Origin of the sequence: Chitinophaga sp. LS1 (genome assembly GCF_034274695.1) — a bacterium.
In the GTDB taxonomy this organism is placed as follows: domain Bacteria; phylum Bacteroidota; class Bacteroidia; order Chitinophagales; family Chitinophagaceae; genus Chitinophaga.
In genome coordinates this window covers 5,558,931-5,585,562 of record NZ_CP128362.1, presented here as the reverse complement: position 1 = coordinate 5,585,562, position 26,632 = coordinate 5,558,931, and the positions used below count along the sequence as shown (strand labels likewise).

Genomic DNA, 26,632 nt, shown 5'->3' with positions numbered 1-26,632 from the left:
TTTCAAAGTGCTTTTACGTTTTAACTGAAACTGAAAATTATTAGCATTTCAGGATATCATTCGTTTTTCCTGTAACCGAAGATGATTAGCATTTCTAGTTCTTATACGTTTTACCCGTAACTGAAAACTATTACCATTTCTAGTTCTCATATGTTTTACCCTGTAACCGAAAACTATTAAATCCTCCCATCATGCTCAAACTCGCTCTCAAAGCATTGCAGCGCAATAAGCTCCGTTCCCTCCTCACCATGCTCGGCGTCATCATCGGCGTAGCAGCTGTGATCACCATCGGTGCACTCGGCGAAGCTTCCAAGATTAACATTCACCATTCCCTCTCCTCTCTTGGCTCTCATCTTATCATCATACTTCCCAACAGCTCCGATGCCGGCGGTGCCCGTCTGCAGGGCGCTAACATCGCTAACCTTACCATCAAAGACATCGAAACCATCCAACAGGAAGCCACCCTCATCACCGGTATCTCTCCCGATGTACAGTCCCGCGGCCAGGCCATCAATGGCTCTCTCAACTGGCCCACAACTGTAGAGGGTGTGAATGAACAATTCCTTGCTATCAAAAATATGCATATCAGGGATGGTATTCCTTTTTCAGAAAGGGATGTGCGTACCTATGCAAAGGTGTGTCTCCTTGGTCAGACGGTCGTAGACAACATCTTCCCCAAAGGCACGAACCCCATCGGCAAAACTATCCGCTTTAATAAAATACCATTTAAAGTGATTGGCATCATTGCTAAAAAAGGTCAGAACACCTTCGGCCAGGATCAGGATGATATGATCATTGCGCCCTATACCACCGTACAAAAAAGGATCACTGCTACGAATTATTTCGGGAGCATCTTCGCCTCCGCTAAATCAGAAGCCCTTTCCTTTCCTGCTTCTGCCGAGTTATCGAATATTCTCCGCTCCGCACACCGTCTTGGCAGAAATGCAGAGAATGACTTCGTGATCAAAACACAGGCAGAACTGATTCAAACTGTCGGCAATGTCACCGGGTTATTAACTATTTTACTGACAGCTATCGCAGGCATCTCACTACTCATAGGCGGTATCGGCATTATGAACATCATGTACGTCTCCGTCACCGAGCGCACCCGTGAGATAGGCCTGCGCATGAGCATCGGTGCCAGAGGGATTGACATCCTTCAGCAGTTTTTAATGGAGGCGGTACTCATCAGTCTCGCAGGTGGCATTATCGGTATATTAATAGGAGAAGGGCTATCTTTATTAGTGGTCCATATATTAGGCTGGCCACCCGTTGTCAGTCAGACATCCATTTTATTATCCTTTACGGTCTGTTCTTTCATAGGCATCTTCTTTGGCTACTACCCTGCTCAAAAGGCATCCCGCTTAGATCCTATCGAAGCACTCCGGTATGAATAAAGAAGAGGGTGTATCCAAGTTAGATACACCGTCTTCATTTATTCTCTGACATCTATTTCCTCACCGAAATAATACTTTGCAACACCACCGACGCCATTACTAATATCAGCCCTACATAAAAAGAAAAATTCACATCCTTCCCTTCTCCAAAAAACAAAAAGGCCATAATAATTGCGTAAACCGGCTCCAGGTTAAAACTCAGGTTGACTGTAAATGCAGGAATCTTTTTCAATACCTCCGCAAACATTACATACAACCCAACGGTACAGAACAGCGATAACAGCAACAGATATATCGTATCCTTCATACCCGGTATTAAACTAACCGCAGGATAAAAATGCAGGTACAGCGGCAATAACAGACCTAGTCCAATCGTGCCTCCTAACATCTGGTAATAATTTATCACCTTGCTATCATAATGGTGTACCAACCGCTCATTGTACACCGTATACAATGCCCCAAACGCTGATGAGATCACCCCTAAGATAATTCCCGCATGATACGATCGGTCAAAATGGAAGATCAGTCCGATACCTAATAATGTCAGCATGCTCATTAAGAGCTCCGACACGGCAAACCTCTTTTTATTTATTAAAGGAGAAAAGATCGCGGTAAAGAAACTGGTCAGACAAAAGCAAACCACCCCAATGGAAATATTGGAATATTTGATACTGGCATAAAAGAGCACCCAGTGTAACGTAATCAATAACCCGACTTTGGCGAGGTTAAACTTTTCCCTGTGCGCAAGACGGTTGTCAATTTTAAACAGTCTGAGTATAAAAAATAACCAGATGAAGGAGAAAAATAGTCTATACCATACAAGCAATCCTTCGTTGAGAGAGATGAGCTTACCGAACACACCGGTAAAGCCAGCGAGTATTACAGCCAGGTGTAATACAACATATGATTTTTTCATGAATAAGTTATCTGTTTAGCTTGCTCTGTAGAGCAGCTATTATATTAATAATGTAAATACCTATTGGAATACACTATAATACAGGAGGTGGCAGATAACTTACGTAATGCATATGCTTGATTTATTCAGATAAAAATAATGAAGTTGTTTATACTTTTAATTTTCTACAAAAAAGGGTTATAAGAGCCAGCCATTGCAATGCCATCCATGTTTCAACAATTTTTTCATATCTGACAAGCAATGCTTTAAAAGCATCCATCCAGGCATTGGCATGTTCAATTTTTGTTCGTCTTTTGTAAAGTTGATCATCAAAATATCGGTATTCATCACTTTGCTTCTTTTGATTTCGCAAGTTGGGTTTTACATTTAATTCAATCTCGTAGTCAATGCATACTTGTTTTAAATCTTCGCTGTCAAATCCAGGATCGGCATTTACAAATATTCCATTGCAATTGATATCGGATTGTTCCAGAACCCCGATCATTTCTTTAAAGAGCTTCACTATATCGTATAAGTCATTATGCTCTCCACTTTGCGCTGTTGATACCGTCAGCATCTGACCTCTGTTGTCACATAAGAACAAACTATTACTGGTCTTTGAAGCTTTTCTGCCTTGATAACCTACCGCCTGGCCACCACGTTTGACTGGTGTATGGCTACCATCTAACTGGGCGCTTGACAGATCCAGCAGTTTCTTATTACAAGATAAAAGATTGATCCAAGCCCTCTTGAATGAACCGTCTTTACTCCATTTTAAAAAATACCTGTGAATATTTTGCCACGAGGTCGCCCCTTTATCAAAATATTCGCAAATACTCAACTCTCGCCACTGGCAGCCTGTTTTCATTCGCTTTAAAATCAACTGAACCACTTTTACTAAATCTATCCTGGCCTTAAAGCCTCTTTTGCCTTTGCTTAAATGTGGTAAAATCCAATCTCGTACCTTATCTTCGTCTATGAGTCCCAGAATTATTCGTTTTTATTTGCTAAAACAAAAATCCTTAATTCCTGGGACTTCCTTTTTTCCTTCAAAAAGTGTAAACAACTTCAATTATAAAAGATTAAAAACAAAATAGTTGTCAATAAAACAGTAAACAGCTTGAACTGCCTAAAGAGCCTAAACAGCTTAAATAGCCTGAATGACTTATATAGCTTTTACAACCTAAACAGCTTAAAATAGCCTGAACTGTTTATACAGCTATCCCTGTTGTTCCACTGGCATCCATCCTCACGGGCGGGTTTTGCATCTTTATCAACCGGATCGCAAAACCGACTCCTATCACTGCCATACAAGCGCCTACTACCACCGGATAAGTAAATCCATATCCCATCACAATCGGCAATCCACCCAGGAACGCGCCCAGGGAATTCCCAATATTAAAGGCCGCCTGTATCAGTGCAGCCCCCAACATCTCTGAGTCGCCAGATGTATTGATCATCAATATCTGTATCGGTGCAGCAATCATCATAGACAATGCCCCCGTCATGAAAGTCAGGAATAATGATATGAACTGGTACCCTGAAAAGTAATGGATCGCCAGCAAGTTCACGGCCATACACAACAAGAGACCGGCACAGGTATATACCGGCTGAAAACGATCGGCCAGTTTACCGCCGATCAGGTTCCCTACGATCATCCCAAAACCAGCCAATACCATAATCCAGGATACACTATCAGGTGAGAAACGGGATACTTCCGTCATTAACGGAGAAATATAACTGATCCAGGCAAACATACCGCCGGTGCCTACAGCAGTGATCGCAATCACCAGCCATGCCTGTGGGTTCTTCACTATTTCCATTTCCTTTTTGGGATCGGCGTTTTCATTTGCCGGCAAGGCAGGTAACCACAATTTGATAGCTACCAGCGTGATCAAACCAATTACTGCTACCAGTCCAAATGTATACCTCCACAGCAGGTGGTGGCCTATCCATGTCCCTATCGGCACCATCACCAGGTTGGCAATCGTCAGTCCGGAGAACATCACCGCAATCGCCTGGGCCTGCTTGCCTTTATCTGCCAGTCTGCTGGCTACTACTGAACCTACACCAAAGAAAGCCCCATGTGGTAAGCCCGCAAAAAACCTTGCCATGAGTAGTGTGACAGGGCTGGGTGAGAATGCAGACAAAGCATTGAACACAGTGAAAATCAGCATTAATGTAAGTAAAATCTTCTTGGGAGGGTGCTTTACACTTAGCATGACCAGCAAGGGTGCTCCTACAACAACGCCTAATGCATAGGCTGAAATGAGGTGGCCAGCTTCAGGGATTGTGATGTGCAGGTCACTGGCAATATCCTGCAAAAGCCCCATCATTACAAATTCAGTTGTTCCTATTCCTAAACCGCCCAGCAGTAAGGGCAATAAACTCTTTTTCATATGGTTGGCGACGCAATAAAAGACGATCAGGGTACAAAATTAGTAGTTTTTTTGTCTTGAGGGTATATATTTTATTTATAGGTATATTGCGTGATTATACGAATTCGTTTACTAACTATTCCTTTGAAAAAATCAATCTAATGTCTTTCAACTACGATACAGAAGCAAAAAAGCTGGCACCGATTTTTGACTTTATCATAGATGCTATTGAAAAGTTTCCTCCTGAAGGCTGGACTCCCCAGAACATTAGCCAGACACTAAAATTCAACCGGGAAATGAAAGAGGATATCTTACAACCTGCTGCTGAATTCAGAAATGAAAAGAGTTTAAAAATCACGAAACGGAATATTCTGAATATGTTTCAGGAAGGTACGGGGAAATATGTCGAGTATTTTTGGGAGCAGGTGGAGAAAAATGGGATGTCTGAAGAGGTGGTGAGGGTTAATCCAATTGAGAGTATTTTGAAGAAAGGGAAGATATCGAATGCGGTGGAGTTGGAGATTGCACAGGCTTATTTGAAGGGTGGAAAGGTGAATGTGTTGTTGAGTGAATATATTGAGAAATTTGAACAAAAGAAGAAGGGACGGAAGGCTTAGGCTTTCGTCCCTTCTTTCAAAATAGATTATTGTTCTACAATCATTTGTATACCTTCTGAATGGTTAAACAATCACCTAAGAAAAATATTATTAACGGATCATTACCTATCCCATTTAACCATGTAATTTTTTACATTCAGTATATGATTCCACTTCAACAAATTAAATTTCAAATCCCCATCTACCATGATTTTATAACAAATCGTACATTGCTCTAAACTTCTATGAAAACTCACACTCTCTTCATAATTATTAAATTGCAAAAATATCTCTCTTCCTTTCATTTTAGCTAGTTTAGAATGGACCACATGATACTGCGCCACATCACAAGCATAGGCCATATAATGACATTCCAGATGTACGTCCCTTTAAACAGGGAAATTACTGTTGCATAACAGTATTATGAGAAGTAGAAAACAGAGGAAGACCAGCATCCATTTTAAGAATCTTTTCATTAGAAATAAATCAGCAGGTAATCACTTAGGAGCCACCTCTTGCAGCTCCCAGTGAAATACCCTTGTATATTAATGTACCCATTAATACGAATCCAAAAAATAGATAACCCCTACAAATACAACAACAATAGCATACATTCATGCTAACAAGAGTATTAATCTTCTCAATTGTAACATCATGTTACGAACAAACAAATGTCTTTCTCAGCAGGATCGATCTTTAAATGTAGCACCCACCAATCATATATCAATACTACTAATGTGTCATTATTTGAATATCTACTAATCCGGGGATATCCAGGATGCATTAACACTATTTAACTATGTATTTTAAACCATCTGGCACGATACTGGCCTTATAACAATGAAGTTGTTTAGTCTTTATTGAATTGTCTTTATACAAACACGAAACCCAGGAATAGTTGATCTTTGTTTTGCGAACCAAAAGATACTACCCTGGGAATCATAAGCGAAGGTATAATAAGAAAATGGATATTGCCGCATTTAAGTATAGGAAAGCGAGGATATAAGTCAAAAGTGGATTTGGTGAAAGTAGTAAGCTTGATATTAAAACGGTTAAAAACGGGCTGTCAGTGGCGAGAATTAAGTATTAAAGAATATTTCCCCAATGGTGAAATTACGTGGCAAGGCGTGTATTACTACTTTAATAAATGGAGCAGCGATGGATCGTGGAAACTTATCTGGATAAATCTTTTAAAGGAAAATCGCCAAATCCTTGATTTGTCTTCGATTCAATTAGATGGAAGTCATACACCATCGAAGCGAGGAGGCTATGCAGTAGGCTATCAGGGTCGAAAATCATGCAAAACGAGTAATAGTTTGTTTTTGAGTGACAATCAAGGCCAGATACTTAGTGTAAGCGAGCCACAATCCGGCAATCACAATGATCTTTATAATATTGTTTCAACTTTTGAAGAAATGCTAACCACCCTCGAAGAGGCTACAATAAATACGAAAGGATTGTTCTTAAATGCAGATGCAGGATTTGATGGAGGAGAATTCAGAGAATACTGTATGGAAAAGGAATTGGAAGCTAATATCGCTACCAATTCCCGTAATAGCAAGCAAACCAGTGAGTCATATCAATACTTTGATGATCAATTATATAAAAGACGCTACAAGATCGAACAAGCAAATGCCTGGATGGATAGCTTCAAAGCATTAATAATTAGATTTGAAACAAAAGCGGCTAACTGGAGAGCATTACAATGGATCGCAATCTTAGTCCTCTTTTGTAAAAAATTAAAAGACTAAACAACTTCAATAGTTACTCACCAAAAAAGTAAGGTTATGAAAGCGAAAATTGTTTTAATCCTGATGATTCTTTTTACCGGTGTTACCATGCAGGTATCTGCTCAACACCGTCATAGAGAAAAAGCAGTGGTGGTAAAGAACGTGCCCGGACATCCAAGAGTAGTGGCTTATCAGGGAGTTAATTATCATTATACAAGTGGCAGGTATTACCGCCCCGTAAATGGAGGATATCAAAGATTAGCTGCACCGCCTGCAGGCATGGCAGTAGATTTTATACCAAGAGGTTATAAAACGCGTGTACACAGAGGCGTTAGGTATTATCACAGAGGAAATGTGTACTACAGAGAAGTAAGACCTCACTCTTACGTTGTGACCGAGAGACCTTGGTAAAACTCGATACCTTGGTAAAAAATAACCGGCCCTCTGAAAAGGGGCCGGTTATTTTATTATTACCCAGCATTATTCCACAACCTTATTTAACCAGCATTATCTTTTCCCAACCTTATTTCCCCACAAATCCCAAAACACCTTCGAATGCCTTTCTCCTTCTACCTGCATATGCACAGTCATCACTGCTAATCTATCACCCGGATCGCCTATGAGCCGAAGTTTAAATAACCCACAACACTTCCCCCGCTTATTCAAAACACATGTAGGCTATACCCCACCGCCTATAGGCGCATGAATTAATTACTATATTTGTAACATGACATTCAAAGATTATTGTGATCAATTTGAGACGATACTCAATAAAAAAGACGAGGAGCAACCAGCACCATACGACAATCCTCACTATCTGGATTACACAAAACTAAACTGGACCAGAATGAACCGGTGGTTGAAAACCGGCAAACTCACCTATGCATTCAAAACTGCTATTCAAAATATAAACGAATACCAACACTGGATCATCATTACTGAACCATGGTGTGGCGATGCAGCACATAGCGTACCCTTCCTTGAAATGGCAAGTCATCTAAACCCGCTCATTAAAATCACTTATGAGTTAAGAGACAGCGAGCCTTTCAGAATAAATCAATACCTTACGAATAACGGAAAGTCTATTCCAAAACTTATCATCCGCAATGCGGATGGATATGATCTTGCCACCTGGGGACCCAGACCAAAAGATTGCCAGGAAATGTATACACGCCTGACAGCGGAAAAGGCAGACTTTGACACGGTTAAGATGGAAATTCAAAAGTGGTATAATGCGAATAAAGGGCAGGATCTGCAAAAGGAGATGACGGAACTTTTAAAGCTATGACCAATTAAAGTTTTAACATTCTAAAGCATTCGCTCTTTAAAAATGTTAATCTTTTAAAATACCAACCTCTTAAAACCACCCCTGGACTACCCACTTTTATCACTTTTGGCCTACCTGCCTAATCCAGTATCTCCTTACATTTGCGTATGCCAAAAAACATTATCAGTATCCAAAGCCAGGTAGCCAGCGGCTACGTAGGCAATAACATTGCAGGGTTCGCCATCCAGCTCCATGGCATCGACCTGACCTTACTGCCTACCGTTTTCTTATCCGCCCACACCGGCCACCCGGTGATCTTTGGCGAAGCTATCTCCCCTGCCTTACTATCCGACCTGGTAAAAGGCATCGGCGCCATCAGCATCCCTGCTGACGCAGATTACCTCATCAGCGGCTTCTGTAACCTCCCCGAAAATATCGACATCATCGCCAATACGGCCCTACAATACCCACACCTGAAATTCGTCTACGACCCTGTCTTCGGCGACTTCCACTGTGGCGGTCTCTATTTCGAAGAAGAAATCGCGACCTACTCCGTCAATAAACTATTACCACTCGCTCATATCCTCACTCCCAATCACTGGGAACTGGAATTTATTCTTCAACATCCATTCAAAACTATCGACGAACTAAAAACCGCCATCCAGCAACACGACATCCTCAGGGATAAAACAATCGTTCTCACTAGTGCAAATCTGACCGATACGCCGCCTGAGGTCATGGAAGTGATATTAATCCAGAAAGGAGAAACAATCCGCTTCAACGGTCCTAAAATCGCCCTTGAGACCACCGGCACCGGCGACCTGTTCACCGCCATCATTACCTCCCAGCTCACGCTCGGAAAAAGCATCGATCAAGCTATCCGCATTGCCATGGACTTCATCTATCGCACACTCATTTATGTTCAGTCTGTCAATGAAAAAGAACTGAGTGCAGCTGCCCTCATGAAGCACCTGGACCTGCTAAAATAACAGACTATGCACATACACTTTATCATCCACGAGGCCTAGCGCCTGGTGCATACCTCCTTTGGGCCAACGCAAGGAAGACGAGACCCAAAAACCGGACGCTGACTTCTCTGAAATGAACAACAAGTTTTTCACCTTTTGCAATAAACTCATTGCAGCCTATGCAGGAAATAAAAAATAACATTCAAACCGTTCACCAACGGATCAGGAACGCCTGCCAAACCGCAGGCCGTGATGAAAAAGAAGTACGCCTACTCCTCGCTACCAAAACAGTCCCCCCGGAAAAAATACGCATCGCCATCGAAGCCGGCGAAACCCTGATCGGCGAAAACAAAGTCCAGGAGTTCCGCGACAAGCACGAAGCCCTGAAAGACCTGCGCATCGAACGCCATTTTATCGGACATTTGCAAACCAATAAGATCAAAGATGTTCTAAAATATGTAAGTTGCATCCAATCGCTGGACCGGGTATCCATCGCACAGGAACTGGACAAACGCCTGCAAAGCGAAGGCCGGCGCCTCGACGTCTTCATACAGGTCAATACCTCTTATGAAGAAAGCAAATTCGGGGTGCCACCTGAAGATGTCGATGCCTTCATCAAAGCCATCCAAAAATTGGATACGCTACATATCAAAGGCTTAATGACAATCGGTCTGCTGGATGTGGAAGTTGAAAAAATGCGCCCTCCTTTAAGGTTATTAAAAACAATTAAGGAACGCATGGGTATGAATCACCTGCAACTTTCCATGGGCATGTCACAAGACCTGGAAACCGCCATTGCCGAAGGATCCAACATCGTACGTGTAGGTACCTCCATTTTCGGCAATCGCTTTTTAGGCAAGGAAATCTGGAATGAAAACGAAATTATATCATGAGCGTATACGACCTTACTATACAGGAAACGGTAAATGTTGATTTTGATGAGATCTTCTTTACACCTGAAAATAAAGTGGCCCTAGCCCAGGTGATCAAAGAATACAAATACCTCGATGAGCTGAAGAAATACGGCTTACAGATCGACAATAAGATCCTCTTACACGGCCAGTCCGGCTGCGGCAAAACCACGACTGCCAAAGCGATCGCCACTGCCCTGAAAAAAAAGATCACCATCGTAAACCTGAGTAACCTCGTATCGTCCCGTATCGGCGAAACTTCAAAAAATCTAAAGTCATTATTCGATCTTTCTGCCAGACAAAAGTCTGTGCTCTTCCTCGATGAGTTTGACCTGATGGGTAAAACCCGTGACAATAATGAAGACAACGACGTAGGCGAAATGCGCCGGCTCGTGAACTCCCTCATCCAGGAAATCGACTACCTGCCTGCAGAGAGTCTGCTGATCTGTGCCACCAATCACTACGAAATGATTGATCCCGCCATCCTGCGCAGGTTTCAGTTAAAGATCAAATATGAATTACCTTCCGACGAAGACCTGGATGGTTACTATGATAAAATGCTGGCGCCATTTCCCGCTCACCTGCAGGACCTGGAACGCAGATACGGCATCTCTTATGCAGAGGTAAAAGACTACATTCATACCTCCATGAAGAAACGCATCATCGCAGAGCTGGAAGCACACGAAAATCAATGATCATCGCAGAGTTAAAACCACAATGCTACGTCCCTGGAAATTAGAAATACAACTGGATCCACAATCTGAAAAAGCGATTTATTTACAAATCGCTGATATCATCATTCAGGGTTTGCGATTAGGCCGGATATTCAGTGCTGCTCCCTGATAGGGTCCTTCCGGAGAATACACAATCACAGCAATACAGTTTTTGGCAGGATCTGTTTCAAAAGCAATGCCATGACCAGCATCCCATACTGTGCATTCACCACCGGCTCCTGTATAAGTAGTCGTTTTCCTCAACTGGTACATTGCATTTAATTCATCTATCGAAGATCCAACATGCAAACCATCTTCCGTTTTAAATGCAGGCGATGTCACCCTGATCTGTTTTACTTTGGCAATCGGATTGTCTCCATCCGGATTGCGGGCAGACAATATTGAAGTTGCATATGCACCTTTGTAATAAATGACGACTGATTTCTGCATAGCCGCATCCCCATCATCAGGTTTTCCCAGCAATTTGATTACTGAGTCCATATTATCATTAATATGGGTATTCCCTATTGCTTTGCCCGGTACGATGAGGTAAGCTTCATTGGGTGCAACCGGATCAGTAGAAGGTACGGGCACTGCTACAGGAGTTGGCGCAGCAGGGGCTGCTATGGTGGAATCTTTTTCGGAAACAGCACCAGGTTTTGAATTGCATGCTGCCAGTATTAACAAGGCTAAAATGAGGTTCGTTTTCATACCTATCACCACATCAATTATTATTCCGAATTAAAACCTTCATGAAAGAGGGAATTCACCAACGGGGAATGAAAACCATTTTCAGAAAAAACCCTCATGAACCGGGTTCACAAACGACTATGAAAATGGTGGTACCTTCGACAAAAGTACTACCATGGAACAATCACATATCAGTTTTGAACAGGTTGTGAGTCGCGGCTGTGGCCTCGATGTTCACCAGGAGAATGTAGTAGCCACCATCAGAGGAAATGGGTTGGAAGAACAAACCCGCACTTTTAGCACTTTCACAAGTTCACTTAGGGACCTGGTAGCTTGGCTTGAAGAATCCGGCATTACACATGTCGCAATGGAGAGCACGGGGGTTTACTGGAAGCCTGTTTTTAATATACTGGAACCTCACTTTGAACTTATTCTGGTCAATGCCCGGCATATTAAATATGTGCCGGGGCATAAGACCGATCGCAATGACAGTGCCTGGATTGCAAAATTATTGCTAAGCGGGCTACTAAAGGGAAGTTTTATTCCACCGCAATACACTCGCGAATTACGGGAATTGTACCGATACAAACGTAAAGTAATAGGACAGCGGTCCAGTGAATATAACCGGTTACAGAACATTTTAGAGACAGCCAATATCAAATTGAGCACTGTAGTCAGTGATGTATTCGGTGTAAGTGGCTGGTCAATGATCACTGCCATTATTGAAGGAGAACAGGATCCTATGATATTGGCCAATTTGGCAAAAGGTAGGCTCAAAATCAAAAAACAAGAGCTTATTCTTGCATTAGAAGGCCATCTTAATGAGCATCACCGTTTTATGCTCAGCCTGTCTAAAACTGTTATTTTACAGCTAAATGACCTACTTGGTCAGGTGGATAACCGTATAGATCAGTACTTAAAAAATGGGAGGAAGAAGTAAAATTACTTCAGACTATTCCCGGAGTACAAAAACAAACAGCTACCGCCATCTTAGCCGAAATAGGTACAGATATGCATGCGTTCCCTAATCAGCATCATTTGGCTAGTTGGTGTGGTTTATGTCCTGGTAATAATGAAAGTGCCGGAAAAAAGAAAAGTGAAAGAATCAATCATGGCAACAGATCCCTTAAAACCGCACTCGTGGAAGCAGCATGGGCTGCAGCACATACGAAAGATACTTATCTGAAAAGAAAATATTATACTTTGAGTATACGAAGAGGCAAAAAACGAGCACTTATTGCAATTTCACACAAAATCCTAATTGCCGCTTATTTTATACTCAAAAATAGAGTGCCATATATGGAACCTGATAATCAGGAGTGGCTAAAAAAAGAAAGCAGGCGCAGATAAATAATTATCTCAGACGCCTGCGCGAGCTTGAGGCATTACCCCCATCTCAATAAGATTACTAAGTTACAAAAATCGACCTTTTATTGGTGCTTTTTCAGCCTGTAGAAAAAACTGATTTAAGACTCTAAGTACAAACGATTGTTGCTATAAGCACGAAAAGAAAATTTTAATCCTATAGAGTCATATCAAATTATGGCCTGGACGAACTATTTTCAAAGAAAAGAGGATGTATCCTAAGTAACTGGAAGGCCATGAGAATTGCATGTACGAGAATTCAGGTAACCGAATAAAACATTCATGAAAGAGGCAATTCACCAACGGGAATGAAAACCATTTCAAAGAAAAAGGGGCCGTCCCGAAGTTTTGAGACGCCCCCTTTTCTTATTCGAATACCTAATAGAGGTAGATAATGCTCAGTGCATTTATTTACACCCTCTTCCTTTTTTATTTAATGACTGTCACATTTCCTTTCAGTGTCAACTTCTCTCCACCACTTGCTTTTCTATAATTCACTATCCATAAATAAGTACCTTCCTCCACCAGCATTCCTTTAAATCGTCCATCCCATCCGGTACCTGCTTCTTTGGAGCTATAGATCAGCACACCCCAGCGGTTGAACACACTCAGATCATAATCGATCATCGTACCGCTCACGCCCGGTCTGAAGTAATCATTATTACCATCTCCATTTGGTGTGAATGCATTCACCATCACTGTTTGCTCATTACAAGCCTTATAATTGACTGTAATACCTTCCGTCATTGAACCACATTCATTATAAATAGTCGCAGTATAATAACCAGTCTTTGTTACTACATACCTGGAAGTAGTCGCACCATCCTGCCACTTAATACTATTACCTGTACCCGTGCTTACTTTCAGGGTCAGTACCTGACCTTCACAAATGGTCGTATCATTACCCAGTGTGAAGGTACCTATACCCGCTACCGTTACATTGATACTATCAGAAGATGTCAGGTTACAGTATTTGTCCAGCACCGTCACGATATATTTACCAGGTGTGTTTACTTCCTTGATCGGATCGGTCGTACCATCATTCCATAGATAAGAAATTACATTTTCATTTGTTGCATTCAGTATTACAGAACCTCCTGAACAAATATCCTTATCTACGCCCAGATCCAGTCCTACATCTCCCTTGTTGGTCACGCTCACTGTATCTGTCACCACACAACTATTCTTCGTTACAGTCACCCAATAATCACCAGGTCTCGATACGCTGATGGTATTTGTGAGTGATCCATCTGACCATACCGCTGTACCTCCATCCGGTTCTACTTCCAATGTTACGCTCTGACCAGCACATACCGCAGTATCTGAAGTCAATGTTATAGCTGGCGGCGTGGCTACATTTACAGTTGCATCATCTGTCACGGTACAGCCATTCAGGAATACGTCTACATTATAAGTACCAGTCGTATTGACTGTGATAGAAGGGCCGGTATCACCGGTGCTCCATGCGTAGGTAGCGCCCTGTATATAAGCATTCAGTTTTACGGGGCTGCCTTCACAGATAGTGGTATCGCGGATCGCTACGGTAGGTGGATTATTGATAGTTACTTTAATAGAATCTGTTGCCGCACAACCACTGTTGGTCACTGTTGCATAGTAAGTACCACCTGCAGCCACCGTGATCTGTTGTGTTGTTACCCCTGTACTCCATACGATACCATATCCGTTGCTGGCATTGTCTACACCTGCATCCAGGGTAATCGTATTACCTGTACAGATCGCAGTATCATTACCCAGGTTCACTGTTGGCTTTTCTACATACCGCAGGTTGTACGTCACCGGATCAGATACACACCCCGTTACGCCGTCTGTTACCACAAACGTAGCTTTTGTAGCACCATTCAGGTCAAACACATTGCTGGTTTGTGTGAGCGGCGCAGTAACAGCGCTGGCCGGCGTTACACTTTGCAGCGTGAATTTAGGTTTATTGACCTTATTCAACAGCAGCAGTGCAAATTTCGAATTGTCAGAACAGTTCACAGGCATGGTCGTATCCAGCTGTGGTTTCGGACATGCGGTGATGGTGATCACCTGCACTTTTTCGATCGCTGCATTACCACATGCATCTGTCACATTCCATCTTCTTGTGATGGTATAACCATTACATACATCCACTGTATAAGGATCTGTGGTCATGGTAGCGCGCTTAGGGAAGTTGGCATCGCAATTATCACTTGCATACAAGGTAGCTTCTGCAGGGATGGTACCGCCACAGGATACGATGGCATCAGCAGGAGCTGTACCAATCACGGGTCTGGTGGTATCCTGTACCGTGATAGTTTGTTTCCATGTATTAGTATTACCACATTCATCTTTCGCAACCCATGTTCTGATCAGCTGGTAGTTGTTTGCGCAGGCACCGCTGATGGTTGCTTTGGATTGAGAATAGCTGATCTTCACGGTACTACAATTATCAGTAGCCACCACATTGGATGGTGTAGCTGGTACAGCATCACAGTTCACCGTTGTATCACCCGGAGGCGCTACGGTGAATACGGGTCTGGTGGTATCCTGTACAGTGATCACCTGTTTCATAGTGGCCGTGTTACCACAACCATCTGTCGCTGTCCAGGTACGTGTCAGGCTGTAATTGCTGGCGCAGGTAGTGCTCAGGAATACTTTGGTCTGGTTCACGGATACCGTCACATTTGCCGTACAATTATCAGTTGCTGTTACGGATGCAACAGCAGGTACCTGGTCACAATTCACAGTGGTATCTCTCAGCATTACAGAGAAGACAGGTTTCGTTGTATCTACAACTGTGATGATCTGTTTCAGGGCGGAGATATTACCACAGGCGTCTATCGCCGTCCATGTACGGGTGATCTGGTAAGTATTGGTACAGGAGCTACCAGAAATATTCTGCCTGGTATCTACAGGCGTTACCGTAATGGTCCCTGCTGTACAATTGTCTGTAGCGGTCATGGTTGCTGCAGCAGGCAGCTTGTCACAATCCACCGTAATATTCGCCGGAGCAGTACCATCGAACACAGGTCCGGTGGTATCCTTCACGGTGATAGTTTGTTTCAGGGTATCGCTTGGATTACCACAATTATCTACCGCTACCCATTTACGGATCAGGTAATAATTATTGGTACACTGACCAGGCATGTCTACCCTTTGCTCGATTGGCGCTACTGTAAATGTACCGGAGCAGAGATCATTTGCAGTCAGGGAAACTATTGCCGGAATGTTATCACAGCTTACCGTCACATTTGCAGGAGCGGTCGTTGTGAACACCGGTCCGGTAGTATCCTTCACTATAATGGTTTGCTGTGCGGTAGCAGTCAGCCCACAACGATCTACCGCTGTCCAGGTGCGCATAATGATTGTGGTACAGACATCTGGTGTAGTCGTATTATCTGTGTAGGTAACGGTCAGTGTTTCATTTGTATATGGTGCATGACTGAACACCGGTGTGCCAAAGAGCGTGGTGTAGTCATTGCCCGGCATACAGCTGGCATTGGTAGAAGCCGGCACTGATACCACTACCGGTGGTGTACTGATACGTTGCAGTTTCACGACATTACTGATAGAACTACCGCTACAACCGGAGGTCACGATTCTTCTGAACCAGATGGTATCAGCAGTGAGTGCCACTGGTGTATAAGCAGCCGTAGTGCCGCCGGTACCGGTAGTCACATTGTAGAAACCGGTGGTTGCATTCGTAGTACTCATCTGCCACTGGTAAGCGTAGGTACCATCGCCACCGCTTACGGTGGTAGTACCAGTCAGGGTAGCCGGTGTTTCTGATGCACACAGCACCTGGTTGGCAGAGATGGCATTACCCAATACGCCACCGATATTGCTTAAGGTAACAGTTGCAGGATTACCCGTACAGGAGCCATTGGTCAGGACCCACTGTAAGGTAGCGGTTGTATTTACTAATACAATAACATTGGCAGTTGGGTTGTGCAGGTCAGCAGCGGCAATGGTAGCCGTACCACTGAGCACAGACCAGGTACCCTGGTAAGCAGATGTCGCAGCTGCCATGTGGAAGAGCGAATCGTTACAATGGGTCTGGGCAGCGCCGGCATTGGCATCTTCAGGAATAGCATAGTTGCGCAGGAAGGTGCTGTCAGCGCTTGTACACAAGCCATTCGTAGCATTCCAGATTACAGTCGCCGTATCACCTGCAGGCAGTGTGATAGTCGCGGTTGGACTGGTGGCATCGCTCACTGTAGCCGCAGTTCCCGGCAGGAAACTCCAGTTACCGGTACCTGTTGCTGACATGACGAACGATGTATTATTACATTGACTGATGGTGTCTACACCTTTATTAGTAGTACCCGGCAATGCGTAGTTGGCAATGGTTACATTATCTGAAGTAACACATGCACCATTGGTAATGGTCCATGTCAGGGTGGCGGTATTACCCGGTTTAATATATACCGTAGTTGTGTTGCTGGTGGTATCCGCAATTCTTGCAGTACCGCTGGCGACTGTCCACGCACCCGTTGCGGTTGCGATGGATGGTGCATTTGCACTCATCACAAACACAGAGTCACTACAGTGACTTGCATCTGCACCAGCATCGGCATCAGCTGGTTTGTCATATACGGTGACGATACCGCTTGCGCAGTTAGAACCTGCACAGGTAGCTGTACCTTCTGCTCTTACATAATAAGTAGTAGTTGCTGTAACCGGTACTGTGATGGTACTGCCGGTACCTATTGCCGTACCTGTACCACAACCGCCTGCATACCATACCCAACTGGCTGCGTCTGTACCATCTGCATTCTTCGCCAGACTACCGCCTTCTACTGTCAGCGTAGTGGTACCGCTTTCACAGATGATTGGAGCACCTACGGTTACGCCTGTAGGATCTACAGAACCAGATTGAACATTTACAGTGAAAGGAATGGTGTTTGTACAACCCAGACTATCATTGCTGATGGTCAGCTGGAAAGTATATGTACCTGCCGGCGTCGTTGTCGGGATGCTTACCGCAACGGGCCATGCAGTGATCGCCGTAGTCGGTACTGCTGTAAACCCACTCATCGTACTGGTGATTGCATAATAGGTCGGACCACCGGTGATCGCCGAAGGGTTCAGATCAAATGTACCTGTAGATGCACAGGTAGTAACAGGACTCACGGTCGCTGTTGGTATATCTTTATAATGTAAGGTGACTGTATCATAGGTAATACCACATGCTGCCTTGTTCGAAATGCTCCATTGTAATACCACGTCCTGATAATTACCTGCGGGTACTGTCACCGTCGTATTATAGGCATTCGTATCTGCAATGGTAGCTGTACCGGACAATAAGGTCCAGGTGCCCGTTTCTTCGAATTCATCCGTGAGGTCTACATTCGGCTCATTGGCAGCCATGGTAAACACATTGGCAGTACCACACTGTGTCATGGCGCTATCTACATAAGCACGTGTTCCTTCTGACATCCAGGTAAGGGTATCATAGGCATAACCGATACATGCAGCATTGTTGCTGGCTGTCACCTTCCATTGCAGGTATACGGTGGTACCAACATTGGTCAGTGTCACAGTCGCTTTCGGGTTCTTTTTATTCATGCTCACGTAATCATCAAAATTGATATCGCCGGTTGCCCCTGAAATTCCAGGGCCTTCGATACCGATGATCTGCCAGGCGCCGGTAGTACCTGTTAACTGCGTGCGGTTCATAGTGAAGGTACCCGTTGAATTGTTGGATACACAAGCAAATTGACTTGTACCGGGATCAGGTACAGGGATCTCCGTGAGGTGCAGGTAGAACGGCGCCGACGTGACCTCACAACTACTTTGGACGACCCTTACATAGAACACGCTATCTGCTATGGTCTCTGTATTGTAGACCATAGAAGTCTGACCTGTAAAGTCGGAGAGCAACTGACCGGTACCTGGTACACCTTTGTACCAGAAGATAGAATCTGCGGTAGTACCCAGGATCTCATTCACAGATAATGTGACCCTGCTACCCACACACAATGTAGTGGCAGAAGCTCCGATCTCCACGATTGGTTCATCATCCACTTTGATAGACGCACTGTTTGAGTCCACACAGGTCTTACCACCATCTACGCCATAATATACATAACCATATACGGTGATAGAAGTATCTCGTAACAATGTAATAGAACGGGTCGGACCTACATAAGTCGTATCGCTCCATTTAAATTCATCAAAGCCACCTGATGCCTGCAGGTCTACAGTAGCACCGGCACATACCTGGCTCTTGGTGAGCGTCAGTTGTGGCATAGGCAGGATGGTGAGTTTCACAGATGAAGATGGCGCGGCACAGGTTTCGGAAGAAGAACCATTTTCGAAGATGCGTACACGGAAGTAGTAATCAGCGGCAACATCTTTAGTGCCGGTGAGTTCGCCCTCAGCGATGACAAGAGTATCATTGGTAGCGGTACCGTATGGTACGTCGAACCAGGTGACACCACCATCGTCAGACATTTCCCATTGGTACTCGGCATTTGAAAAATAAGTTGCAGGGGTATAAGAAGAAGTCAGAATAGTAGGTGCGCCTTCACACAATACTTCTCTCAGGCTCTCGGAATTACCTTCGATGGATGCGGTGATGACAGGGCTACAATAGGTAAATTCAATATCGTCGATGGCGATGTTATTGCCACAACCACCGGGATAGCTATTCTTAATACGTACAATTACATCGGTCACACTGGTAGGTACAGTAAACGTACCACCATATCGCTGCCATTGTCTGCCAGCCAGGTTCATAGATACGGCATAGGTTTTAAACTCTCCTAATACCTGGTTGGTATTGACCGCATTCAGGATCTGGAAGGTGACACCGGCATATTTATAATCCGGACAGTTCTTAGTAAGGGTAATGGAACTATCTACGTTGATAAGCCATGCACTGAAATTGTATACAGCACCTCTGCAAAGACCACTCACTTCCTTGGTGAAGAAGGTACGTGTGTCAGCATCGGCATTGGCTACCAGCATACCACCTCTGTTACTACCCGTATGATCGGATGTGGTGATCCAGTCAGCCGCCCAATGCGTAGTGTTGGAAATAGCGTAACCGTTTGTAGCCATACCGATTGTAGAAGAACCATCGTAGTTATACGTAATCGCAGTGGATGGAGAATATTCTTTCTTACTGGCATTACTGGCCAGTGTGCCAAAGTCTTCAGAGAAACCTGGCATAGTAGCGTTGCCACCATTACAGGTGGACATGGTACAATCTATAGCAACCAATGTATCTCTTTTTGTGTACACGGTACCATTGCTGTACGTCATATTTGCCGTAAAGATATAGGTACCTGCGTTGAGAAACTGGAGCGTGAGCGCGTTCGATGTGAGTTGATTTGCCTTGATCGCAGACGTGCTCGACGAGTACAGGATCGAATAGTCCACATCGGTGCCGCCGGGTGTTTGGATGGTCCAGACGGTACTACCGGTTTGTCCGGTCGCAAGGTAAGCAGTGATACTCGTAAACTTAGCCTGATCGGATGTCCCATTGTTGGTAGACATGCAGACAGTATCAGGAATATTCATGTAAATAGTTTGTGCGCTGACAATCTCAGAGAACACACACAGACAAACAAATAAAAACAAAAACCTTTTCATCTTCAATTAATTAAGTGAAACACAACAATGCCAGCCGCATCATTTATTCTGGGATAAGGAGTCCGGGATGATACAATCCGGGAAGATGAAAAAGTCCTTGTTCCTTAGAAAACAAGGAAAGGTGTATTTTTTAATCATAGGCAGGGAATGCTGGATAATCGTTCAAATTTAACAGGAAATCATTGTATTTAATAATTTTTATATGTTATATTTTAAGCATCCATAAGCTAAAAGCCAGTAACTGCCTCATCTATACATAATTAGGGTGGCGTATTTTTCTAATGTTAGTTTAATGATGTGAAAATAGTTTTGGCTGTTTGACATTCTTTGATTTTAGTAGTTTTGTAAAAATGGTTTATGGCTACTTCTTTCAAAGCAGTTCATTATCAAGTGAATAATGAAGCGCCTGTGCGCCGGGATTTTTATAGGATATGGCTGATCTTACAAAAGGGGGTGTTGCAGCTGGAAAATGGTGGTAAAAAGGTTCAACAACCTGCGTTGATATTTTTACCTCCTTTGGCGGCTTGTAGTTTTGTGCCGGCAGGGAGACAGCGGAACGGGTATTGGTGCATCTTTACAAAGGAGTTGATGGATGATCATACCAGGCGATTGTTTCCAACAACTACTCAAATATTTTATCCTGAAGATCAGGCATTAAAGAGAATTCGTTTTTACTTCGATCAATTAGTACAGGCTTATCATTCAGATGATATGCATAGATTTGACAGTGCGTGTAAACTGATTGGATTACTCATGCATGAGACGAGTTTATTGCAAGTACAAAATGCTACTGACAGACTAAAATCCCGGTTTATAAATCTGCTTGAAAAACAATATCCGGTGGTGGACCCTGGTATGCCTTTAAAGTTGAGAAAACCCGCAGATTTTGCGGCGGAATTAGGGGTGCATGTAAATCATTTGAATGCTGTGATACAGCAAACGACGGGCAAAACCACCGGGCAGATGATAGCGGAGCGGATGGTAAGTGAGAGCGTGGCGTTGTTGCGATATTCTGATTGGCCGGTGGGAGATATTGCATATAGTCTTGGTTTTGAATATGCTAATCATTTTACGGCTTTCTTTAAAAAGCATATGGGAGAGACACCGGGAGCAATGAGGAAATAAGATTTCTTTGTTTTGGGTAGATACACCGGGAAAGGTGCTTGTATGGCTGCTTTTTGCTTCCTCCGAAAGCAAATGAGAGAAATTTTGGGAGAGTGATTGGAGGAAGATTTTTTTCAGGTATTTTTTCGTAAATTAATATTCTTATGATCGTAGAAGGATATACGAAATCCTTTTTGATCGTGTTAACCGCATATAGATAATCCCCTTCTTTTTAAAGCAATTCCCGAAGTTTTTGGGTTTTAAATCTCAACAAAAATTAAATATTTTTGAATGGAAGTCGTATATGTAGATACCTCGGTATTTGGAGGTATGTTCGACAAAGAATTCTCTGAGTTCAGTATTAAATTATTGAACATATTCAAGAGGGGGAGATTAAAAATGATGATTTCTGATCTTGTGATCGAAGAGCTAAAGGAAGCAAGGGAAGAAGTAATGATGCAACCCGGGCAGGTTCCTTATAAGTTCATGATATCTACAAGGCATTCTCCTAAAGCAAAAATGCTGGCAGAAATGTATATCGCAGCAGGGGCTTTAACGATTAAAAGTAAAGGAGATGCGCTTCATGTTGCTACAGCCACTTTACAGGGAGCCGATGTTTTAGCCAGCTGGAATTTCAGGCACATGGTCAACACCGGAAAGATTGAACTCTTTAATAAAATAAACAAAGAAATGGGGTACAGGTCTATTCAAATAAAGACACCCCGTGACATTTTAAATCCATAGATTATGAAATATAAGTACATGACAGAAAAAAACAGCCCATTTATGGCAAAGTTAAGGCAGATACGCTTGCGCCATGCTATTGAAATGGAAGCAGATCCGGAAGCATTTGACAAAAAGCTGAGGGAAACCAGTAAGAACTTTTTTGCGTCGCTGGGTATCACCGATTATGAAAAATATTATGTTGATAATGAATAAGGATCTCAACCTGTTTATAAGGCCTGGCAGGACTGCCAGGCCATTTCTTTGCGAACTAAGTTTTTTCTTTAAAAACCTATAAACTCAATTAGACTCCTTATGACTAAGGACCCATGTGTTTCTACTATCAATCTATAGCAGCACGGGCTACTACTGATAAGTGATCAATAAATTGAAATGATTTCAGGGGTATAACTGTAGTAAAACCTTTCGGGAAGGTCTGCAAGGAAAGATATAAATATCTGCTGGTAGAAAACATGCGTCCAAGTTAGCGCAATCCTCCCTACCAGCAGATTAGAATTCGATTAAAAATCAACCGTATACATACTGCAGGATATTCGCCCACATAAACGTCGACATCAGACTCAATAGGATACCTATACCAATAATCAGGTTGATCAGCCGGAAATTCAGGTTAAACTGCTCCGCTACCACACTGGCCGTAATAAACGTAGGCATACTCGCTTCAAAAATGCTGATCTTCGCCACATTACCCCATACCCCTGTAATAACGGCCGCTGCCAGTACCAGCAACGGTGCTATCAGCAACTTATACAATAACACCATTGACAACTGTCCCCGCTGTTTTTCCCAACCATTAAACCGCAACTGCATCCCAATAGAGAACAATGCCAGCGGCGCCACCGTACCCGCCAGTTTTCCAAACAATGGTTCTATCGGCGCCAGGTTCACAAAATGCGGTAATGTCAGCGCCGTAATACAACCTATAAAAGGTGGAAATGTAAACAGTTTCTTCAGGATCATTTTGGCCTCTATCGCTGTTCCTGACTTACGATCCCCCTTTATAGCCGTAATAATCCCAGCTGTAGACAATAGTATAAACAATACCTGGTCGCAGATAATAGCTATACTCAGGTACTGTTCTCCAAAATAAGCGATGATCAGCGGAAACCCTATAAAAGACGTATTACTATACCCACTGGCCAGCTCCAGCGTACTCCTGGACCGCTGCCCATATCGCTTATGTTTTGAATATAACGATGTAAATAAATGACTCCCCGCCCACACAATCACCGTCGATGCCAATGGAAACAACATGGACAGCGACCACTGTATGGTAGGAATATATTTCAGCGAGACTGCGGGCAATGCGAGGTACAGTAACCAGGTATTGATTCCTTTATGGGCATCTGCAGGTAATAATTTAGCCCTTTGCATCAACATGCCTGCCAGCATGCAGACAGCGATTAATATAAAATTATCCATTCTACTTTAACAAAAGTTATCCTGCAAAATTGGTAAACCCTACACTGGATTAACTTGCAAAAAAGCGCCAATAATTTGTAATTTTAAGCTATGAAGAAACTTCGGCAGTTCGACGCTTTAGTGATTGAGGAGTTTGTCAAGGAACAATTTCACCAACCTTCTCATTCTCAGAACTATTATGAGATTGTATACATCTTCACTGGCAGTGGCAGGCACCACCTGAATAACAACGTCGTGGATTACCGGGCCAATGACTGGTTCCTCATCTCTCCTGAGGACACCCATTACCTGGAAATAAAGCGAAAAACGCATTTTGGGGTCATAAAATTCACAGATAGTTATTTTAGTGAAAGACGTTCTCTCATGCCAAATGCACTGCTAAAATTCCAGCCTGAAATGATGATGCGGAACAAGGCATTTAAGGAAATGCGTTTAAACATGGATAACCTTTCCCAAATTAATTTACTCAGAACCATCAAAACCCTCATCGACTCCAAAGACAGCAAAGAAGTCCTCTCCTCCCCTTTCATCTTCTACCAGGTCCTCTCGCTCTTCGCCCTATTCCAGCAACAATGGGGAGACCTGAATACACCCTATACCTGGGACAATGATAAGCAGGCTTTGATATCCTTCATTCACCAACACATCTATGAACCTGAAAAGATCCAGGTAAAACACCTGTCCCAAACCTTCAACATCTCTCAAAACTACTTCGGCAAATACTTTAAAAACAACTATGGCATCTCTTTCAGAGAATACATTGACAACTACCGGATAAAACTCATTGAAGGCCGCGTAGTTGCCGGGCTTACCCTCCGGCAAATAGCCGACGAATTTGGCTTTACCGACGAAAGTCACCTCTCCAATTATTTCAAGAAAAGAACTACCACCACCTTTCGCACCTATAAAAAGGACCATTCATCTTAATGCGGATCCCTCAACTGCATCTGAAATGAATACTTTCTATGAAATACAGTAGTGGCTGAACGTCTTTTGACGCTCTGGCTTCGTTGTAGCCTTAATGCCAAAAGGGTACTTTAAGGTCACCAAAAGGGCACCTCATTATCCCAGGGATAATGAGGTGCCCTTTTGGTGACCTTAAAGTGTCGGTATAATAACGAATCTATACTATAGCGACTACGGCCCCGGTACATACTTCCCAGGGTTCTTCAGAAAGGCCTTTTTACAGGTTTCAGAGCAGAAATAATACCTTTTCCCCTTGTACTCAGCATATACATTTTTATCAATTGCTATCATCCCGCATATTACATCCGCATCCCCTTTCAGGTTCATACCTGTAGGCGCCTGTGGCCAGGCTTCTTCCCTATGCGGGGTATACTGCATGCCCCTTGACACCATGGCCGCAATGCGGTCTCCGCTATAGCGTTCTACCAGGCGCAGGGCGCCATCTATGCCGGAAGTCACACCAGCGGTGGTCAGGATATTCCCTTCATCTACATAGCGGACGTCTCTGACCAATGTGATGCCCGGGAATGCCTTCGCAAAATCATCCGCCACAAAGAAGTGGGTCGTGGCTTTCTGATGATCCAGCAAGCCAGCCGCCGCGAGTAAATAAGCACCGGTGCATACGGACATTACTACAGAAACACTATCCTGGTACTGCCTGAGCAGTGATAACATCGCACTATCCTTGCTAAGCGAATCAATCGTTCCCATAGATGCACCGGGAATCACCAGGACATCCATCTTTGGCATCTGCCGGATGGTGTAATCGGGTTGTATACCCACATGTCCTTCTGAATACACCCATTCCTGTTTCATTGACACGGTATATAACTGGTACTCTCCACGTGTTATTTCCGCTGCTTTTATAAATACATCTGCCGGGCCTGCAAAGTCCTGCAGTTCCATTCCCGGATATAACAATACCGCCACTTTTACAACCGGCGTTTGCGCATATAGCGCTACTGCTCCCGTTAAGAAGGAGACGATTAAAAAAATCATTCTCATGAGTAAAAAATTAAAAAATATTCGTAAACGTTAGGAGACCGCCAACAGGCGTGCCGAGGGAGGGAACCCCGACAATGCAAAAAACCGGTAAAAGCCGGTCAGTAGCGGGTAGACCGTTATGAGACGAAGTTGCATCATCCGCAAGTTATAAATAAAATGGTCTGCTTTTGATTATTTAACTACAATTGTCTAAATTGTTGAATTGATAATCCGCCTATGCCACGTCTTATGTTATGACTGACAAAGATCACTCAATGGTGAGATTTTGAACATGAATTATCAATGCGGGGAGTATTAATCTCACAGTTGAAAAAGACCTTCGATAAAAATTACAATTAAAATGGATTACTCTAAAAGCCACATCATTGAAGAGATCAACAAACTGATTCCTGATCACAACTTTAAACAAGAGCAAATTATTACTTCAGGGAAAAACTATTTTGGCTGGGTAAGAGAGCGAATCGTATGGGACACCCAGGTGATCATCAATGCCGTGAGATGTAACGAACAGGCACTACCTGACGTAGAGAAGAAAATCAGGTTTCAGCTGGAACAGGAATTCAGGTCTATTATCAAGGTCGAGCCTATATTTTATGATTACTCCAACATGGAACTGATGGAAGGGGTAGTAAATGGCGTAGTAGCCCATTATGGTACACATACAGCAGTGGCCGATATATTGCAGGATAATTCCTGTAAGGATGGAAGCAAACAAGCGGGGTGCATTGTGCTGACTGCAGTAAGACTACCCAGGATTGCATAGTCCCGGGCAGCTACTAAATCTGACTGTAACTGCTTCAGGACTGTCCTTACAAAAGGCAGCGCTGAAGCAGGTTTGATATTTTGGGCCAAAACTATTTACCATATGGTTCAAATTTCTCTCCGTCAAATTTAGCAATG

21 protein-coding genes and 1 pseudogene are annotated in these 26,632 nt (G+C 43.4%); 15 read left to right on the top strand and 7 right to left on the bottom strand.

Features of this window, described 5'->3' with window-relative positions; genetic code table 11:
* Positions 1-191 precede the first annotated feature (191 nt).
* Positions 192-1,397, top strand: coding sequence for an ABC transporter permease (locus tag QQL36_RS23090; RefSeq protein ID WP_321566905.1), 1,206 nt, complete (start codon positions 192-194; stop codon positions 1,395-1,397).
* A 52-nt stretch (positions 1,398-1,449) separates the two neighbouring features.
* Here the strand turns inward: QQL36_RS23090 and QQL36_RS23085 are convergent, their stop codons facing one another.
* From QQL36_RS23085 to QQL36_RS23075, 3 genes are all read right to left on the bottom strand, one after another.
* On the bottom strand, positions 1,450-2,313 hold the full coding sequence (locus QQL36_RS23085) for a DMT family transporter (protein ID WP_083723123.1): 864 nt from the start codon (positions 2,311-2,313) through the stop codon (positions 1,450-1,452).
* Between the two features lie 148 nt (positions 2,314-2,461).
* The gene (locus QQL36_RS23080; RefSeq protein WP_321570544.1) at positions 2,462-3,244 is read right to left on the bottom strand and encodes a transposase; all 783 of its coding nucleotides are present in this window, start codon (positions 3,242-3,244) and stop codon (positions 2,462-2,464) included.
* A 259-nt stretch (positions 3,245-3,503) separates the two neighbouring features.
* Positions 3,504-4,691, bottom strand: a complete 1,188-nt coding sequence (locus QQL36_RS23075; protein ID WP_321566904.1) for an MFS transporter — start codon at positions 4,689-4,691, stop codon at positions 3,504-3,506.
* 140 nt (positions 4,692-4,831) lie between these two features.
* Between QQL36_RS23075 and QQL36_RS23070 the strand changes: the two genes are divergently transcribed.
* From QQL36_RS23070 to QQL36_RS23040, 7 genes are all read left to right on the top strand, one after another.
* Positions 4,832-5,287, top strand: a complete 456-nt coding sequence (locus QQL36_RS23070; protein ID WP_321566903.1) for a hypothetical protein — start codon at positions 4,832-4,834, stop codon at positions 5,285-5,287.
* Between the two features lie 884 nt (positions 5,288-6,171).
* Complete coding sequence (locus QQL36_RS23065; RefSeq protein WP_220388919.1) at positions 6,172-7,017, top strand: transposase; 846 nt, start codon at positions 6,172-6,174, stop codon at positions 7,015-7,017.
* 36 nt (positions 7,018-7,053) lie between these two features.
* The gene (locus QQL36_RS23060; protein WP_083723119.1) at positions 7,054-7,407 is read left to right on the top strand and encodes a DUF6515 family protein; all 354 of its coding nucleotides are present in this window, start codon (positions 7,054-7,056) and stop codon (positions 7,405-7,407) included.
* 316 nt (positions 7,408-7,723) lie between these two features.
* The gene (locus QQL36_RS23055; protein ID WP_321566902.1) at positions 7,724-8,284 is read left to right on the top strand and encodes a thioredoxin family protein; all 561 of its coding nucleotides are present in this window, start codon (positions 7,724-7,726) and stop codon (positions 8,282-8,284) included.
* A gap of 146 nt (positions 8,285-8,430) precedes the next feature.
* Positions 8,431-9,252, top strand: coding sequence for a pyridoxal kinase (locus tag QQL36_RS23050; protein ID WP_321566901.1), 822 nt, complete (start codon positions 8,431-8,433; stop codon positions 9,250-9,252).
* 158 nt (positions 9,253-9,410) lie between these two features.
* Entirely contained in the window at positions 9,411-10,124 is a 714-nt protein-coding gene (locus QQL36_RS23045) for a YggS family pyridoxal phosphate-dependent enzyme (RefSeq protein WP_083730594.1), read from the top strand.
* On the top strand, positions 10,121-10,837 hold the full coding sequence (locus QQL36_RS23040) for an AAA family ATPase (protein ID WP_083730595.1): 717 nt from the start codon (positions 10,121-10,123) through the stop codon (positions 10,835-10,837). The genes QQL36_RS23045 and QQL36_RS23040 overlap by 4 nt, the downstream gene beginning before the upstream one ends.
* Positions 10,838-10,942: 105 nt before the next feature.
* On the opposite strand, the gene QQL36_RS23035 is transcribed toward QQL36_RS23040, so the two are convergent.
* Positions 10,943-11,566 (bottom strand): hypothetical protein, encoded by a 624-nt coding sequence (locus QQL36_RS23035; RefSeq protein ID WP_083730596.1) that lies wholly within the window; start codon positions 11,564-11,566, stop codon positions 10,943-10,945.
* A 154-nt stretch (positions 11,567-11,720) separates the two neighbouring features.
* On the opposite strand from QQL36_RS23035, the gene QQL36_RS23030 reads away from it, so the two are divergent.
* Entirely contained in the window at positions 11,721-12,485 is a 765-nt protein-coding gene (locus QQL36_RS23030; protein WP_321566635.1) for an IS110 family transposase, read from the top strand.
* 11 nt (positions 12,486-12,496) lie between these two features.
* A pseudogene (locus QQL36_RS23025) lies at positions 12,497-12,895 on the top strand (transposase); the annotation flags it as partial.
* A 444-nt stretch (positions 12,896-13,339) separates the two neighbouring features.
* Here the strand turns inward: QQL36_RS23025 and QQL36_RS23020 are convergent.
* The gene (locus tag QQL36_RS23020; protein ID WP_321566900.1) at positions 13,340-20,491 is read right to left on the bottom strand and encodes a gliding motility-associated C-terminal domain-containing protein; all 7,152 of its coding nucleotides are present in this window, start codon (positions 20,489-20,491) and stop codon (positions 13,340-13,342) included.
* A 357-nt stretch (positions 20,492-20,848) separates the two neighbouring features.
* Here QQL36_RS23020 and QQL36_RS23015 point away from each other — a divergent pair, with 357 nt between their 5' ends.
* From QQL36_RS23015 to QQL36_RS23005, 3 genes are all read left to right on the top strand, one after another.
* Positions 20,849-21,616, top strand: coding sequence for a helix-turn-helix domain-containing protein (locus tag QQL36_RS23015; RefSeq protein WP_321566899.1), 768 nt, complete (start codon positions 20,849-20,851; stop codon positions 21,614-21,616).
* A 270-nt stretch (positions 21,617-21,886) separates the two neighbouring features.
* Complete coding sequence (locus QQL36_RS23010) at positions 21,887-22,339, top strand: hypothetical protein (protein WP_083726821.1); 453 nt, start codon at positions 21,887-21,889, stop codon at positions 22,337-22,339.
* Positions 22,340-22,381: 42 nt separating this feature from the next.
* Positions 22,382-22,534 carry a hypothetical protein gene (locus QQL36_RS23005; RefSeq protein WP_179091247.1) on the top strand — a complete coding sequence of 51 codons (153 nt, stop codon included), beginning with the start codon at positions 22,382-22,384 and terminating at the stop codon, positions 22,532-22,534.
* 312 nt (positions 22,535-22,846) lie between these two features.
* On the opposite strand, the gene QQL36_RS23000 is transcribed toward QQL36_RS23005, so the two are convergent.
* Positions 22,847-23,761, bottom strand: a complete 915-nt coding sequence (locus tag QQL36_RS23000) for an AEC family transporter (RefSeq protein ID WP_083726817.1) — start codon at positions 23,759-23,761, stop codon at positions 22,847-22,849.
* Between the two features lie 90 nt (positions 23,762-23,851).
* Between QQL36_RS23000 and QQL36_RS22995 the strand changes: the two genes are divergently transcribed.
* Entirely contained in the window at positions 23,852-24,688 is an 837-nt protein-coding gene (locus QQL36_RS22995; RefSeq protein ID WP_083726815.1) for an AraC family transcriptional regulator, read from the top strand.
* A gap of 210 nt (positions 24,689-24,898) precedes the next feature.
* Here the strand turns inward: QQL36_RS22995 and QQL36_RS22990 are convergent, their stop codons facing one another.
* Positions 24,899-25,732 carry a DJ-1/PfpI family protein gene (locus tag QQL36_RS22990; RefSeq protein ID WP_321566898.1) on the bottom strand — a complete coding sequence of 278 codons (834 nt, stop codon included), beginning with the start codon at positions 25,730-25,732 and terminating at the stop codon, positions 24,899-24,901.
* A gap of 340 nt (positions 25,733-26,072) precedes the next feature.
* Here QQL36_RS22990 and QQL36_RS22985 point away from each other — a divergent pair, with 340 nt between their 5' ends.
* Entirely contained in the window at positions 26,073-26,495 is a 423-nt protein-coding gene (locus QQL36_RS22985; protein ID WP_083726811.1) for a hypothetical protein, read from the top strand.
* Positions 26,496-26,632: the final 137 nt, after the last annotated feature.

Excerpts from the sequence above, each read along its gene's own strand:
- QQL36_RS23010 (WP_083726821.1), top strand. The coding sequence starts at position 21,887 with ATGGAAGTCGTATATGTAGATACCTCGGTATTTGGAGGTATGTTCGAC.
- QQL36_RS22995 (WP_083726815.1), top strand. The coding sequence starts at position 23,852 with ATGAAGAAACTTCGGCAGTTCGACGCTTTAGTGATTGAGGAGTTTGTC.
- QQL36_RS22990 (WP_321566898.1), bottom strand. The coding sequence starts at position 25,732 with ATGAGAATGATTTTTTTAATCGTCTCCTTCTTAACGGGAGCAGTAGCG.
- QQL36_RS23075 (WP_321566904.1), bottom strand. The coding sequence starts at position 4,691 with ATGAAAAAGAGTTTATTGCCCTTACTGCTGGGCGGTTTAGGAATAGGA.
- QQL36_RS23015 (WP_321566899.1), top strand. The coding sequence starts at position 20,849 with ATGGCTACTTCTTTCAAAGCAGTTCATTATCAAGTGAATAATGAAGCG.
- QQL36_RS23050 (WP_321566901.1), top strand. The coding sequence starts at position 8,431 with ATGCCAAAAAACATTATCAGTATCCAAAGCCAGGTAGCCAGCGGCTAC.
- QQL36_RS23090 (WP_321566905.1), top strand. The coding sequence starts at position 192 with ATGCTCAAACTCGCTCTCAAAGCATTGCAGCGCAATAAGCTCCGTTCC.
- QQL36_RS23060 (WP_083723119.1), top strand. The coding sequence starts at position 7,054 with ATGAAAGCGAAAATTGTTTTAATCCTGATGATTCTTTTTACCGGTGTT.
- QQL36_RS23085 (WP_083723123.1), bottom strand. The coding sequence starts at position 2,313 with ATGAAAAAATCATATGTTGTATTACACCTGGCTGTAATACTCGCTGGC.
- QQL36_RS23040 (WP_083730595.1), top strand. The coding sequence starts at position 10,121 with ATGAGCGTATACGACCTTACTATACAGGAAACGGTAAATGTTGATTTT.
- QQL36_RS23070 (WP_321566903.1), top strand. The coding sequence starts at position 4,832 with ATGTCTTTCAACTACGATACAGAAGCAAAAAAGCTGGCACCGATTTTT.
- QQL36_RS23035 (WP_083730596.1), bottom strand. The coding sequence starts at position 11,566 with ATGAAAACGAACCTCATTTTAGCCTTGTTAATACTGGCAGCATGCAAT.
- QQL36_RS23030 (WP_321566635.1), top strand. The coding sequence starts at position 11,721 with ATGGAACAATCACATATCAGTTTTGAACAGGTTGTGAGTCGCGGCTGT.
- QQL36_RS23020 (WP_321566900.1), bottom strand. The coding sequence starts at position 20,491 with ATGAAAAGGTTTTTGTTTTTATTTGTTTGTCTGTGTGTGTTCTCTGAG.
- QQL36_RS23005 (WP_179091247.1), top strand. The coding sequence starts at position 22,382 with ATGGCAAAGTTAAGGCAGATACGCTTGCGCCATGCTATTGAAATGGAA.
- QQL36_RS23055 (WP_321566902.1), top strand. The coding sequence starts at position 7,724 with ATGACATTCAAAGATTATTGTGATCAATTTGAGACGATACTCAATAAA.
- QQL36_RS23000 (WP_083726817.1), bottom strand. The coding sequence starts at position 23,761 with ATGGATAATTTTATATTAATCGCTGTCTGCATGCTGGCAGGCATGTTG.
- QQL36_RS23045 (WP_083730594.1), top strand. The coding sequence starts at position 9,411 with ATGCAGGAAATAAAAAATAACATTCAAACCGTTCACCAACGGATCAGG.
- QQL36_RS22985 (WP_083726811.1), top strand. The coding sequence starts at position 26,073 with ATGGATTACTCTAAAAGCCACATCATTGAAGAGATCAACAAACTGATT.